17 protein-coding genes are annotated in these 11763 nt (G+C 44.5%); 13 read left to right on the top strand and 4 right to left on the bottom strand.

Annotation, left to right across the window (positions count from 1 at the left end; all coding sequences use genetic code 11):
• Positions 1–68 precede the first annotated feature (68 nt).
• From PGU50_RS15850 to PGU50_RS15835, 4 genes are all read left to right on the top strand, one after another.
• Entirely contained in the window at positions 69–947 is an 879-nt protein-coding gene (locus tag PGU50_RS15850) for a GIY-YIG nuclease family protein (protein ID WP_055260894.1), read from the top strand.
• 90 nt (positions 948–1037) lie between these two features.
• A complete protein-coding gene (locus PGU50_RS15845; RefSeq protein ID WP_330672582.1) occupies positions 1038–1325 on the top strand; it encodes a hypothetical protein in 288 nt (95 codons plus the stop codon).
• Positions 1326–1453: 128 nt separating this feature from the next.
• The gene (locus PGU50_RS15840; RefSeq protein WP_270247394.1) at positions 1454–1951 is read left to right on the top strand and encodes a YaiI/YqxD family protein; all 498 of its coding nucleotides are present in this window, start codon (positions 1454–1456) and stop codon (positions 1949–1951) included.
• Positions 1948–2379, top strand: a complete 432-nt coding sequence (locus PGU50_RS15835) for a flavodoxin family protein (RefSeq protein WP_270247393.1) — start codon at positions 1948–1950, stop codon at positions 2377–2379. The genes PGU50_RS15840 and PGU50_RS15835 overlap by 4 nt, the downstream gene beginning before the upstream one ends.
• Positions 2380–2925: 546 nt before the next feature.
• Here the strand turns inward: PGU50_RS15835 and PGU50_RS15830 are convergent.
• Positions 2926–4194 carry a tyrosine-type recombinase/integrase gene (locus tag PGU50_RS15830; RefSeq protein ID WP_158571924.1) on the bottom strand — a complete coding sequence of 423 codons (1269 nt, stop codon included), beginning with the start codon at positions 4192–4194 and terminating at the stop codon, positions 2926–2928.
• A 404-nt stretch (positions 4195–4598) separates the two neighbouring features.
• Between PGU50_RS15830 and PGU50_RS15825 the strand changes: the two genes are divergently transcribed.
• The 3 genes from PGU50_RS15825 to PGU50_RS15815 all read left to right on the top strand — a co-directional run bounded on the left by PGU50_RS15825 (position 4599) and on the right by PGU50_RS15815 (position 6573).
• A complete protein-coding gene (locus PGU50_RS15825) occupies positions 4599–5762 on the top strand; it encodes a DUF3102 domain-containing protein (RefSeq protein WP_118372781.1) in 1164 nt (387 codons plus the stop codon).
• A 206-nt stretch (positions 5763–5968) separates the two neighbouring features.
• Complete coding sequence (locus PGU50_RS15820) at positions 5969–6151, top strand: type II toxin-antitoxin system HicA family toxin (protein ID WP_008370780.1); 183 nt, start codon at positions 5969–5971, stop codon at positions 6149–6151.
• A gap of 23 nt (positions 6152–6174) precedes the next feature.
• Positions 6175–6573 carry a type II toxin-antitoxin system HicB family antitoxin gene (locus PGU50_RS15815; protein ID WP_118218867.1) on the top strand — a complete coding sequence of 133 codons (399 nt, stop codon included), beginning with the start codon at positions 6175–6177 and terminating at the stop codon, positions 6571–6573.
• A 69-nt stretch (positions 6574–6642) separates the two neighbouring features.
• Here the strand turns inward: PGU50_RS15815 and PGU50_RS15810 are convergent, their stop codons facing one another.
• The 3 genes from PGU50_RS15810 to PGU50_RS15800 form a co-directional block, all read right to left on the bottom strand.
• Positions 6643–6786 carry a hypothetical protein gene (locus PGU50_RS15810; protein ID WP_158571922.1) on the bottom strand — a complete coding sequence of 48 codons (144 nt, stop codon included), beginning with the start codon at positions 6784–6786 and terminating at the stop codon, positions 6643–6645.
• A 147-nt stretch (positions 6787–6933) separates the two neighbouring features.
• The gene (locus PGU50_RS15805) at positions 6934–7185 is read right to left on the bottom strand and encodes a helix-turn-helix domain-containing protein (protein WP_118218865.1); all 252 of its coding nucleotides are present in this window, start codon (positions 7183–7185) and stop codon (positions 6934–6936) included.
• Positions 7185–7619 (bottom strand): RNA polymerase sigma factor, encoded by a 435-nt coding sequence (locus tag PGU50_RS15800; protein ID WP_118372780.1) that lies wholly within the window; start codon positions 7617–7619, stop codon positions 7185–7187. The genes PGU50_RS15805 and PGU50_RS15800 overlap by 1 nt, the downstream gene beginning before the upstream one ends.
• A 364-nt stretch (positions 7620–7983) precedes the next feature.
• Here PGU50_RS15800 and PGU50_RS15795 point away from each other — a divergent pair, with 364 nt between their 5' ends.
• From PGU50_RS15795 to PGU50_RS15770, 6 genes are all read left to right on the top strand, one after another.
• Positions 7984–8226: a hypothetical protein gene (locus tag PGU50_RS15795; protein WP_118372779.1), complete on the top strand. Its 243-nt coding sequence runs from the start codon at positions 7984–7986 to the stop codon at positions 8224–8226.
• Between the two features lie 23 nt (positions 8227–8249).
• The gene (locus PGU50_RS15790) at positions 8250–8921 is read left to right on the top strand and encodes a hypothetical protein (protein WP_118372778.1); all 672 of its coding nucleotides are present in this window, start codon (positions 8250–8252) and stop codon (positions 8919–8921) included.
• A gap of 558 nt (positions 8922–9479) precedes the next feature.
• Positions 9480–10148 (top strand): DNA-processing protein DprA, encoded by a 669-nt coding sequence (locus PGU50_RS15785; RefSeq protein WP_118372777.1) that lies wholly within the window; start codon positions 9480–9482, stop codon positions 10146–10148.
• Positions 10149–10250: 102 nt separating this feature from the next.
• Positions 10251–10640: a DUF2493 domain-containing protein gene (locus PGU50_RS15780; RefSeq protein WP_118218855.1), complete on the top strand. Its 390-nt coding sequence runs from the start codon at positions 10251–10253 to the stop codon at positions 10638–10640.
• A 61-nt stretch (positions 10641–10701) separates the two neighbouring features.
• Positions 10702–11148, top strand: a complete 447-nt coding sequence (locus tag PGU50_RS15775; RefSeq protein WP_118218852.1) for a hypothetical protein — start codon at positions 10702–10704, stop codon at positions 11146–11148.
• A 65-nt stretch (positions 11149–11213) separates the two neighbouring features.
• Positions 11214–11741 carry a hypothetical protein gene (locus PGU50_RS15770; RefSeq protein ID WP_270247390.1) on the top strand — a complete coding sequence of 176 codons (528 nt, stop codon included), beginning with the start codon at positions 11214–11216 and terminating at the stop codon, positions 11739–11741.
• Positions 11742–11763 lie beyond the last annotated feature (22 nt).

Genomic DNA, 11763 nt, shown 5'->3' with positions numbered 1-11763 from the left:
CGTTGAAGTAGGAATGAAACATAGAAGTTTGTAACTTTTTATAAGTTTTCAGTAACGGAGAAATAGCAATGGCGTATGGAAAGTCTATAGAGCTGTTTTTGGTCAATGGAACAGCGGATAGCTTGACTATAGCGGAGCTGTCAAATTGGAATGGAAAAGCAATTAAGATACCAAGAATTGAAGTGTCTTCGTGCTATAGAGAGGATATTGCTCAAGCGGGAGTATATTTCCTCTTTTGCAAAGAAGATGATGGAACAGATTCAGTATATATCGGAGAAGCGGAAAATGTAAAAGAACGTTTGTTGCAACATTTGCGAGACTATCAAGCTGAAAAAGAGAAATATTATTGGACCACGGCAGTGATTTTTATAGGGAGAGACCTGAACAAGGCATTGATTCGTTATCTTGAAAATCGATTTGTAGACATTGCAAGACAGTGTAAACGGTATCTGGTGCTTACAAAAAACACATATCGAAATACGGTGATGAAGGAATCGCAAATAGCAGTCATGGAAGAATTTATTGATAATGTGAGAATTTTGATAAGTGTTTTAGGATACAAAGTATTGGAACCTGTCAATAAACCAGCAACTATAGAAGAAAATGATGGTAACGAAATTGAAAAAGAAGAAATAAAGTTGCACTTAGAGAGAACGGTGAAGGGAATAGGAAAGATAGAAGCTGATGGTATTCGTACATCTGAAGGCTTTGTAGTGCTAAACGGGAGTCATATTGCTCCAGAGGATGATGAGACGATCTCAGCAGGTATTAAAGAAAAGAGAAATAAAGCTAATATTGTAGAGGGTATTCTACAGGAAGATGTTTTGTTTTCAAGTCCATCTGGTGCAGCAATGTTTGTGGTAGGTAAGAGTGCTAACGGATTGACAAGCTGGAAAAATGCAGACGGTATTACACTTAAAGATATTGAAAGCGATGAAACAAAATGAAACTAATGTTATTGCGAATCGGATGAGAATTGAATGTGACTTTGTTTAAGTTTACGAATGAAATTCTTGGAGTATAGGAGCAAGATGGATGTGTGGAATGACATATATAAGCCTGATTCGATTGGAAGTGAGGGCGGTACGATTATTGCAGATGAGGAATATAAAGAATCGTGCAGGATAACCTTGGAAAGATGTGAAAGGTATGATGCAATTACATGTGGTGTATACGGAAGTATGATGCATACAACTTTTTGTGATAAAAGTCATAGTCAGGAAGTATTTGATAACATGAAAAGAGATCTACAGGAATTTATTGATAAGGATACAACAGCTGAGAAAGAAGATATTTTCTATGAAGAGTTTACAAGTAAATATTGATTGGAAGATTGGTTTGATGACAGGAAAATGGAACAGATTCTGCATCAGAAACCGGTTCAGTTGAAGCGAGAGGCAGAATACGAACAGCAGAGCTTATTCTTATAATGGTTCAGAGGAGGAATAGAAAGATGCAAATATTTGTTGATGCAGATGCCTGCCCAGTGGTTGCAATCATTGAAAAGATTGCAAAAGAAAATAGTATTCCGGTAACGTTGTTGTGTGATACGAATCATGTTCTGTCATCGGCTTATAGTGAAGTGATTGCAGTAGGGGCAGGAGCAGATGCAGTAGATTATAAACTGATCAGTATCTGCCATAAAGGAGATATTGTCGTATCACAGGACTATGGTGTTGCAGCAATGGCATTGGGAAAAGGTGCTTATGCCATTCATCAATCGGGCAAATGGTACACGAATGACAATATTGATCAGATGCTCATGGAACGTCATTTGAATAAAAAAGCCAGAAGAAGTTCCCATAAGAATCATATCAAGGGACCGAAAAAACGAACAGAAGAAGATGATGTAAGGTTTGCACAGTCTTTTGAAAAAATGCTCATGATGGTACAGGAGAAATTTCAAAAGAATACTAAAACAATGGAGACAGGCAGAAAGGAAAACAAATGAGAAAAGCAATCGTATATGCATCTGTACATCATGGAAATACAGAAAAACTAGTAAAGGGCATAGCAGAAGAATGCCAGGTCGATTTGATTGATGCTGTAAAACAGCCAGATGTAGATCTGTGCAGTTATGATATGATTGGATTTGCATCAGGAATCTATTTTTCAAAATTTCATCAGTCGATATTGGGATTTGCAGAGAAGAATCTACCGGACGATAAAAAGGTATTTCTGATCTGTACTTATGGTGGAAGTGCGAATTATAAATCCATAGAGCAGATTTTGGACGAGAAGCGTTCTAAAGTGATAGGAAAATTCGGATGCAAGGGTTATGACACATTTGGTCCATTTAAACTGATGGGTGGTATTGCAAAAGGACATCCGGATGAGGAAGATATAAAAAATACAGTTGAGTTTGTAAAAGGATTATAAGTAGCCCGCAAATAAAAAGTCAAGGTTAAATGGTTGCTTTTTTGTTTGAGTTTCTGTTTGAGTTTCTAAACTTTTATGTGACAAACGTAGCTGTCTGTGATATTATTAAGATAATATAAGCGAAAAAGACTTTTGCGGAAACGAAAGTATCTTCAAATTTTATTTTACGAATGTACTTCCTATAATAAAACTAATTACTTGCAAAATTGATAACTAATATTTTTTCTGCTATTACAGGTACAATAAGAACATGTAATAACAGAAATGAGGTATAGTTACTTGCAGATAGAGAAGTATATCGCAGATGAAATAACATCTTTATGTGAGAAGCGTGATATCAGTAAACACAGATTATCGCAGCTGCCGGGAATTTCTCAGTCGTCACTGAGAGAATCATGACGTAGGAAACAGTAATGTCAATGTTGCGTGGACTTTGGAAGTAGGAGAACAGTTCGAGTATATGTCCCGGCAATCGATAATGGCATATTTCCTTGAAACCCTTGATTTATAAGGGTTTCAAGGAAATATTTTTCCGAACAAACTTGATTACTCTTGATTACTCGATAGTTTTTCAACATCGGTGTTGTCATTATTATTGATGGTCCGCTGATTTATTTTTGAAACCATTTCCAGCTTATAGTCTTTAGTGGAAACATCGTATGTGTAGAAGGTTTCATTTACCAGTTCGGTGTTTCCTATCAGTGCACAGCACATAGCTCTTGGGGCGCCAGAGGCAATCAATTCGGAATTTAAGGTTCTTCTCGCGGTGTGTATGCTTTTTGGGTTTGTGAATCCGTCACCAGATGTGCGGGCGATCATATATCTCGAAATATCCATTTTATGAATTCTGCCGTTGGGTCCAGAAAATACAAATTCAGTTAGATAACCATATTTTGATTCTACCTCTCTGACATTTTTTAGAAGCGCGGCGATCTCAGCTGTAAGCGGGAAGACACGTGTTTTTCCGTTTTTAGGAGTTGAGACGAAAAAAGTTTTTTTCAATGCGTTATATTTTTCACTGTGCTGGATGTTGATGCACTGTCTGGTTTCATCTATGTCCTCCCACATCAATCCCGAAAGTTCACCTACACGCATTCCTGTATAAAGTGCGAGTTCGATTGCATATGGTCGAACATCATCAGGATATTTTTTTAGCTTTTCTTTTAAAGAATTCATCAGTTTGTTTTTTTCAATTTGAGAGAACGTTCGTTCTTCAGCAGTTTTGATAATCGGCTGTCTGCATTTGCTTTTCAAGAGAGGATAATCAATTTTTAAACATGGGTTGTTTTCGATTATCCCGTCTCTAATGGATTTATCGAACGTCCCTCTGAAGTAGCCAAGTAGCTCTTTTAACGTTTGATACCGCACGCTATTTTCTTCAAGTATCTTGTTGAAATATAATTCGAGATATTCTTCGTCAATGGTTCTTATATCCCTATTTTCGATATCATGCCCTTTCAAAAATCGCGCATATTCAGTTTTATATCTGTATAAAGTGTTATCACTAACACCTTTTAGTTTTTGCCGTTCGGCCCAAATCTTAAATCTTTCTTTGAAAGATAGTTTTGAATGTTTCATCCAATAATCTATTACTGTCTTTTCAAGATCATCCCTCGCTTTCTTTTTAATTTGTCTTCTTTTTCCTTTTTCCCCTGGAAGATATGTACGGTAATATCCATCCTGGCTATGGGTGATGGCATATGGATGCATCGCTAAATATTCATTTGTTTTCATTGATTCGATTTTATTTACCGCATCTACTATATTCATAATAGCATATTTAATAGTATCATCATATCTTTCAATGTTGTTCATTCTATACATCTCCTTCTTTTTTATTTTTCTTTTCGCAGACATTTACGTGTCGCTTAAAGAAAATGCAAGTCCTCATCTTGATACCACAGTACGCTAGTATCGCCTGAATTATGTCGGGCTCAATCGGCGCCGGCCTTTTTGGAAAAAAGGAAAGTTCCCTCTGGGATCGGGAACTGGGCCTATCCGAGGCATTGGCATTCTATGCCGCTCCTGCGCTTGACCATCAAGGGTGCCTGCGCATCTTTCTGCAACTTTTTCCTCCGCATGCTCCGTAAAAACTGGCAGAAAGACTTCGCCCTTGATTCGCGCCCTCGCTCCACTACGTTGCATTCATGCCCGGTATAGGCACAGCAGAACAGACAAGCTGTTCAGCCTAAATCATTTAAAAATAGGAGGAAAACAAGATGGGAAGAGCGAAGAAAAACGTAGAGGTCGAGGCTCAGGTGATCGCAAGGGGAAATGTCGTTCCGATGATGACTGAAGCGGAGAGTGCGGAGACAGTCCAGTATGTCTCCGACGAGGATGCTGCGAGGGAGGATAGGCTGGTTTCAGAGATCCGGATGATTACGGAACAGACGAAACAGGTCGTCCTGTTCAACTCAATCGAGATCGGCCGGCGCCTGACCGAGGCGAAAGCTATGGTGAAGCGCGGCACGTGGGGAACGTGGCTTAAGGAAAGGGTCGATTACAGCCAGAGGACGGCGAACAACTTCATGAAGATCTATCAGGAGTACGGTCGGAACGGGTTGGCAGAGAAATCGCAAGCGCTTGCGAATTTGAGCTACACGCAGGCTTTGGCTTTGATTGACCTTCCGGAAGACGAGCGTGCGAGATTTGCAGAGGAACGTAAAGCTGGAGAGATGGCGCTTCGTAAGCTCCAGGAGGAGGTGAGACAGGAGAAGGAAAAGGTCACAGCCGTTAAAGAGCTTGCAAACAGGAACGCAGCCGAGGCGGAAGCCAAGTTCGCTGACGAGCTGAAACAAAAGGATACTCAAATGGCGAAATTGACTGCCGAGAAAGCCAAGGTTGCTGCTCAGATCGAGGTATTGGAGAAACGGGCGGCAGAGGCCGAGAAATCCAACCAGAAGCGGCAGAAAGAGGCAATCGGTATTGCCCTTGAAGAGGAGCGGAAGAAACTCGATGCCGCCGCCGAAAAGCAGTCGGAACTGCTTAAACAGATCGACGAACTGAATGGACAGAGAGATCGACAGGTTGCCGAGGCCCGACGAAAAGCCGAAGAGGAGATGAACGCCAAGTTTGCAAAGGAACGTGCCGAACTTGAGGAAAAGGAGAGGGCGGCGAAAGCCGTTGCAGACGTCGCACGGAAACAGATCGATGCCGCCAAACGCCAAGTGACTGAGGCGATCGAGAACAGGGAGCTGACCGGAGCTATTGCGAGAGCCAAGTTCGCAATCGAATCCGCGCTCGACGCATATTCTAGGGCGGCCGACACGGTGATCGAGGTCGGCAGGCTCGACAAGGTGGAGGCGTCAAAACTCCTCGATGACATGGCGGAATCCAGCCAGAGTATTGTGGCGAAGTTCGTGAAGACTCTTAAATCTGAATAGCATTACGGTACTATGCTACCGAGATACCAGTAACCCGTAGTCGGAATGCACAGAAAATGATATATCACAAACCAGCAGGCAGGACGCGCAAAAAGCGTCCAGCCTTGCAAAAGATCGGTGTTATCGGTAGTAGTTTCGTACCGTAGTAGTATGGTATTTACACCACGTATTACACGTGCTATAATTAGAGAAAGGGTAAACGGAAGATGAGGTTTCGGGAGCTTGAAAGGCTGATTGTCGCGGATGGCTGGATTCGGTGTGATGTGAAAGGATCGCACTACCAGTACCGGCATCCGTTGAAGAAAGGGAAGGTCACGATACCGAGGCATGGCGGCGACATTCCGTTGAGGGTCGCGATTTCCGTGCTGAGGCAGGCGGGGCTGAAGTAGTTTTTGATTAAGGAGGAAACGGTATGTGCTATATCTATCCGGCGGTGTTCTATAAAGAAGCGGACGGTCGCTATTCGGTTATTTTTCCAGATCTGAATGATTTGGCGACTTACGGAAATGATTTTGCAGATGCGTTTACAATGGCCCAGGAGGCATGTGGACAGTATCTCTTCAATGAATTGAAGGAAGGCAATGTTCTTCCGGTGGCTTCCTCCATTGAGGATGTCATTGCGGAGGAAGAGGGGGCGATCGTCAATATGGTCGACATCGATCTCAAGGCATTCGAGCGGAAATATGGGGAGAAGTCGGTAAAGAAGACATTGACGATTCCTGGGTGGCTGAATGCATCATGTGAGGAACGCGGAATCAATTTTTCCAAAGTCCTGCAGGAGGCGTTGATTGCCCGCCTTCAGGCAAGATAGGTAGACGAAAGGGCTGATAGCGGTTATCCACTATCAGCCCTTACCATGTCCAGTCGGCTGTTCCGCGATTCAGTCCCCTATCGGGTCGATCACATCAAGTCCGAGATTTCTGGCATAGTCTTCATTTTGCCTACGTTGCTCATCCTCGCTTTTCGGCATTTCAGGAATTTTAGGATCGTCTTCCAAAGCGAGCGTTTTGGTATTGTTCTCCATTGGATTGCCTCCGTGACTGTATTATTGTATGGTAGTATTATACCACAGCGGGATCAGGTTGTACAACGTAACCAAGGGGAGACCGGTTCGCGGTCTCCCCTGCTATCTTTAGGTTTTAAGAGTCGTGTTTCGATTTTGGTTTACGTGTTACGTTTTGTATGTCCTCTCTCTGATATCGAACAGCAGGATTTTTGCCATCAGCTTCGCTTCCAGTCGCAGTTTCAGTTCGTTGTCGCATACGATGGAGACGTTGCCGTTTTCCGCAATGTATTCCCGGCGGCAGAGTGAAAGTATGTACGGTCTGTAATGTCGTATAACCTGTTCTAATGCCTGTGGGTCGCCCTGCGTTGCGAGGACGATGGTTTCGAATGGAACGAGTTTGTTTTTTCGCTTGCTCATCAGTATTCCTCACTTTCCTGTTCGAGCGTCTTTCGCATCATTGCGAGCGCACGTGAGCGATGGTATTGGACATTGGCGCGTCCGGTGCCGAGCGCGTCGCCGATTTCGCGGTCGTTCATCTCTCCGAAGTAGGATAGAAGGATGATCTTTCTTTTTGCCCCGGGAAGGGTCATGAGCGCATCGTATACGCCCTGGTCGCACACAATGAAATGCAAACCGTCTTCCACGATATCCCGTTCGAATTGGAAATACCGGTCTGTCGTGATGAGCTTGTTCAGCTCTTCAGGCGACATCTCTCCGAAGAGCTGTTCGCGTTTCAGTTTGCGTTTACGCTGGTCGTATGCGTCCCTCGCCTCATTTCTGAGGATTACTTTGCAGTAGGCGTCAAACGCGCATTGGTTTGACTTCTCGAAGTCCTTGTCGCTGTTACCCATAGGTTTCACCTCCTTTCGATCTGTCGAGACGGCAAGAGAGGTGCAGTCCGCATCGGCTGGATGGCGGAAAAGGACATGATGTTTTCCGCCTACAACGATGACGAACGCTCTATGTAAAGCGCAAAGCCTTCGGAAGACATATTTGATTATCTGGCTATAAAAAGGCGGAGGCACCACCTGGAAAGGAATCAGGTGGTGCCTCCTCGTTAAGCGACAATAAGACTATAGCACGATTCAACTTTAGTATCATCGAAAATTTTAGTAATTTTTCCCCTTGTATGACAATGTGTTTTCGATTGAGCGATCACTTAGTATGCTACTGTGGTATATTGATATTACGGCACCACGAGAGAAGGGAATAAGAATGATGCTGTATCGATTCGAGGTCGGTTACACCGTTCCCGGGAAAATGGGAAACAAGAATTACGTGACGGCGGTGGCGGCCACCGATGCCGCCCATGCGAGAATGGAGGCCGGGAAGATCTTCGAGGGTTTGAAAGAGGACTATGGCTACGATAAGGCCCTCGGGAAACTGTACAGTGCGAGCGGCATCTGCAAGTGCATAGCAGAGTTCAATGAGCCTGCCGCGCAGATGTTAGAAGCCTAATTGACTGAATTGAAGGAAAAAAAATGACTGACGAAGAGGTTATGGAAGAGCTCCTTAACAGCGATGGATATTCATTTCCGACATGGACGCTAACGCTAGGCCTCCCTACTTATGAGATGCGCGATGTCATGTCGTTGATTGCCAGTGACAAGGGGCCGATTCCAGATGATGCCACGTTCATTTCAGAGTACTTGCATATGGACGGGGCTGTAGTGGAATCTTCGGTTAAAGAGCTTCTTGATCGCAGACTCGTTTACAGGAGGGGTTCATATCTTATTCCTGATTTGGAGATGTGCGATCGAATTTATGAAGCTAACATTGCCGGTAGAAAAGCTAAGGTGGCATTTGATATCGATGAGGCTTCTTGCCCGCCGATTCCCTTGGCTGCCATGCGGGCTGGTGAGGTATATCCGGATTCATCCCTGATTGCCCGACTTGTCCTCGGATTCATTTCTGCGTGGAGCTTCGAGGCAGATTTTTGCCCGTATTGTCAGCACGACATCGCTAAGCTGCTCGGGTTGGACGAGTCGGATGTCGAGGACGCGATTGCCTTTTGGGGTGAAAAGGGTCTGGTTGATCGTGCGTGCGGCCCACTCTTCAACAAAGAGCGTCTGAACGTGAATCTCTTCGCTTGGAATGATCTTTACGGTGCGCTGGACTGGGGGGAGGAATGGGAGAAGTTCGGTTTGTGCTAAAATATCTCTAGGCATCTTTACTCCTATGGAAAAGGCTCTTGTCCTTTGGACGGGAGCCTTTTCCATGTCTAAATATCAGTTAGGTAGCTAAATGTAAGCAGACATCAAATTCGCAAGCGTTTGCGAATTTGACCATTGGTAGACTTTGCATTAGGTGCTACAACCATAAAGATTTTCGACATGAGGGAACCGCCGGTTTAGGATGATTCTCTTATATTTGTCCATTTTCAAAAGAGTCCGCTGACGCGGACAGGAGGCAGGTTTCCGACAAATTCAACAGCGCTACGAGCCTCACCCAGGGACTCTCCGCGCCATTGAAATTGTCGAAAACCTGCCTACTTAGTCGTAACGATAACAGCCGATGGCTCACGCTCCGCGTGACCACGCGCACCATCCATAATCCACTGGGAAAGGTATTAAAGAAAACTCAGGGAGATAAGGGTATTAGCTCTCGGTTGAGTGGAAATCGGTTCGGAGAAATCGCCATTCTCGTTAGCCATACTACGGTACTATGGTATACTATAGGTATGTTAAGCGAACGGGAGAAAGGAACCCGAAATGAGCGCAAGTGACTTCGAGCGTTATGAGATCGAGATTGACAATCCGTTGTATCCGATTGCTTTGAAGGACATGAACGAGCCGCCTGAAAAACTCTATGTGATCGGCAACCCGAGTGTGTTGAGTGCCAAGTCTATAGCTGTTACGGGAACTCGGAGGTCTTCTCCCTATGGAGAGGAAGCTTCAAAGATTGTTGCAAATGAAGCATTAGCTGCTTTTGTTCCCGTTATCACGGGTGGTGCTGTTGGTTGTGAGAGCGTTGCTGCAAGGACTGTTCTTGAAAACGGAGGTCTTCATATTGCGGTGGTTGGCACAGGAGCAGATGTAGATTATCCAAGTTCGAATGTCGACATGTTTGAGTTGACGGTCGAAACTGGTGGAGCGATTGTTTCCATTTCTCCTTGGGGCAAAGGACCTACGAGGGCAGGTTTTGCCAGGCGTCGGAAGGTTATCGCTGCGCTGTCACAAATGATGGTGGTTGTGGAAGCAGGGTTCCCATCGGGCGTTTTCTCCACGGCCGAATGTGCAATGGAACTTGGTAGGGAAGTATGGGCATGTCCAGGAGGATTTTTCGCTCCTGAATCGCGTGGATGCAATATGCTTATCGAAGGTGGTGCAAAGATTATTTGCGATTCGTCTTCGATTTCTCGGGCTATTTCAAGTCTTTAATTTTAGAAACTGGGCGTTCCTAGATGGAGTGCCCAGTTTTTCCTCTTAATACTATGGTAGTGTAGTATATTTGGTTTGATATTATGATAGAAGGGAGCCGATATGTCAGATGCAGAAGCATTTTACTGCCTAATGGTCGGATCCCGTTCCTTTTCTGATTACGAGTTTTTCGTAACGAAATGCGATCACCTCTTAAGGAACTGGAAGAACATCATCATTGTTTCTGGTGGCGCATACGGTACGGATGCCTTGGCAAAACGATATGCAGCGGATCGGCATTATGCCTACAAAGAGTTTCCCGCTGATTGGGACACTTATGGAAAACGTGCAGGTTACATTCGGAACCGTTTGATGCATGAGTATATTTCGAAGCATGTAAATCGCGGTGTCATTGCCTTTTGGGATGGAAAGAGCCGCGGAACGCTTCAAAGCTTTTCACTTGCTGAATCTTATTCCAATCCGTTGAGAATCATCCACGTTCCGGTACCATAGATCAGCGGTTCCATTATCTTCAAGATTATGGTATTATGGTATCATAAGGAGAATGTAGACAATGGATAAAAAACAAATATGTTCGAAGTTTGCGAGGGAGATCTGTACGATTTTGCAGATTGAGATGCCCGCGATCCGCTTTGTGTCAATCGACCGACTACGGACTGATACGCAAATTGCCGCTTTGACACCTGATGGCGTACTGATCAGAAATGACATAGGTGTGACGCCTGAATTGTTCTTCGCGATAGCGCATGAGCTTCGTCATGCGTATCAGCTGGAAAACGATCGGAGTTTGCACGATTACCATACAAGCGATCAGTTGGATATTGACGAGTATAACGCCCAGCCGCTCGAGGTTGATGCAAATGCGTTCGCGGCTGTGATCATGGCGGAGTTTTTCGGAATTTCCCGTCAATTTTTAAATATGCCTGAGAGTGTTCGCCAATTGGTTGGCAAGCGTAAACGGCAGATTCAAAACGAACTAATGGACGGGAAGGATTTCTAAACGTAGTACTACGGTATTATGCTATACTAGTAGCTGTAAGCGATCCACAAGAGAAAGGAAATGTAATGGGATGCTTTATGGGCGGAGAGGGAACTGTCAAGATTGACTGGGCCCGCTACAATGATATTCTTCGGAAACTTGGCTTCGATGGGCCATTTCGGGAGCTGATGTGTAGCCATGGTTTTGAGCCGACTTTTGAGGGCGATAGCCTTGTGGGATTGTATCTGCCATACGAAAAACATCCTCTCGCTACGGAGGATTTGCTTGTAGACCTGAAGCCGTATGTAGAGTCTGGCAGCTGGTTTCGATGGGAGTATGAGGACGGTACGGTTGAAATTGAGGATTTCGACAATCCGGAGCATCTTGCAAGGGCATTTGCCGATGATGCGGTCGAGCCTGCAAATACCAATCCGAGTTTTGTATATGCGACTCTGGAAGCATCGAAAAGGCTGGGCGTTGGTATTGCTCAACCGCTTGACGAATCAGGAAACGCGGCCGATCCGTTGGTCTTTATCGGTCTAACCGATTTCGGGTTTTCTTGGAAAGGCACCTATAGCGAGCTTGCCGATCGTTTAGGAAAAGGCGTTGCCTAGGGTTTTAGAGTATAGGGGAAAC

The sequence above is a fragment of the Coprococcus sp. AM11-30B genome (assembly GCF_027674365.1).
Lineage (GTDB): Bacteria > Bacillota > Clostridia > Lachnospirales > Lachnospiraceae > Allocoprococcus > Allocoprococcus comes.
Note: the sequence above shows the minus strand (reverse complement) of the source record. Positions and strands in the feature narration are given on the sequence as shown.

Bases quoted from the DNA above. Each gene is read 5' to 3' on its own strand.
- PGU50_RS15850 (WP_055260894.1), top strand. From the start codon at position 69: ATGGCGTATGGAAAGTCTATAGAGCTGTTTTTGGTCAATGGAACAGCG.
- PGU50_RS15840 (WP_270247394.1), top strand. From the start codon at position 1,454: ATGCAAATATTTGTTGATGCAGATGCCTGCCCAGTGGTTGCAATCATT.
- PGU50_RS15835 (WP_270247393.1), top strand. From the start codon at position 1,948: ATGAGAAAAGCAATCGTATATGCATCTGTACATCATGGAAATACAGAA.
- PGU50_RS15830 (WP_158571924.1), bottom strand. From the start codon at position 4,194: ATGAACAACATTGAAAGATATGATGATACTATTAAATATGCTATTATG.
- PGU50_RS15825 (WP_118372781.1), top strand. From the start codon at position 4,599: ATGGGAAGAGCGAAGAAAAACGTAGAGGTCGAGGCTCAGGTGATCGCA.
- PGU50_RS15820 (WP_008370780.1), top strand. From the start codon at position 5,969: ATGAGGTTTCGGGAGCTTGAAAGGCTGATTGTCGCGGATGGCTGGATT.
- PGU50_RS15815 (WP_118218867.1), top strand. From the start codon at position 6,175: ATGTGCTATATCTATCCGGCGGTGTTCTATAAAGAAGCGGACGGTCGC.
- PGU50_RS15810 (WP_158571922.1), bottom strand. From the start codon at position 6,786: ATGGAGAACAATACCAAAACGCTCGCTTTGGAAGACGATCCTAAAATT.
- PGU50_RS15805 (WP_118218865.1), bottom strand. From the start codon at position 7,185: ATGAGCAAGCGAAAAAACAAACTCGTTCCATTCGAAACCATCGTCCTC.
- PGU50_RS15800 (WP_118372780.1), bottom strand. From the start codon at position 7,619: ATGGGTAACAGCGACAAGGACTTCGAGAAGTCAAACCAATGCGCGTTT.
- PGU50_RS15795 (WP_118372779.1), top strand. From the start codon at position 7,984: ATGATGCTGTATCGATTCGAGGTCGGTTACACCGTTCCCGGGAAAATG.
- PGU50_RS15790 (WP_118372778.1), top strand. From the start codon at position 8,250: ATGACTGACGAAGAGGTTATGGAAGAGCTCCTTAACAGCGATGGATAT.
- PGU50_RS15785 (WP_118372777.1), top strand. From the start codon at position 9,480: ATGAGCGCAAGTGACTTCGAGCGTTATGAGATCGAGATTGACAATCCG.
- PGU50_RS15780 (WP_118218855.1), top strand. From the start codon at position 10,251: ATGTCAGATGCAGAAGCATTTTACTGCCTAATGGTCGGATCCCGTTCC.
- PGU50_RS15775 (WP_118218852.1), top strand. From the start codon at position 10,702: ATGGATAAAAAACAAATATGTTCGAAGTTTGCGAGGGAGATCTGTACG.
- PGU50_RS15770 (WP_270247390.1), top strand. From the start codon at position 11,214: ATGGGATGCTTTATGGGCGGAGAGGGAACTGTCAAGATTGACTGGGCC.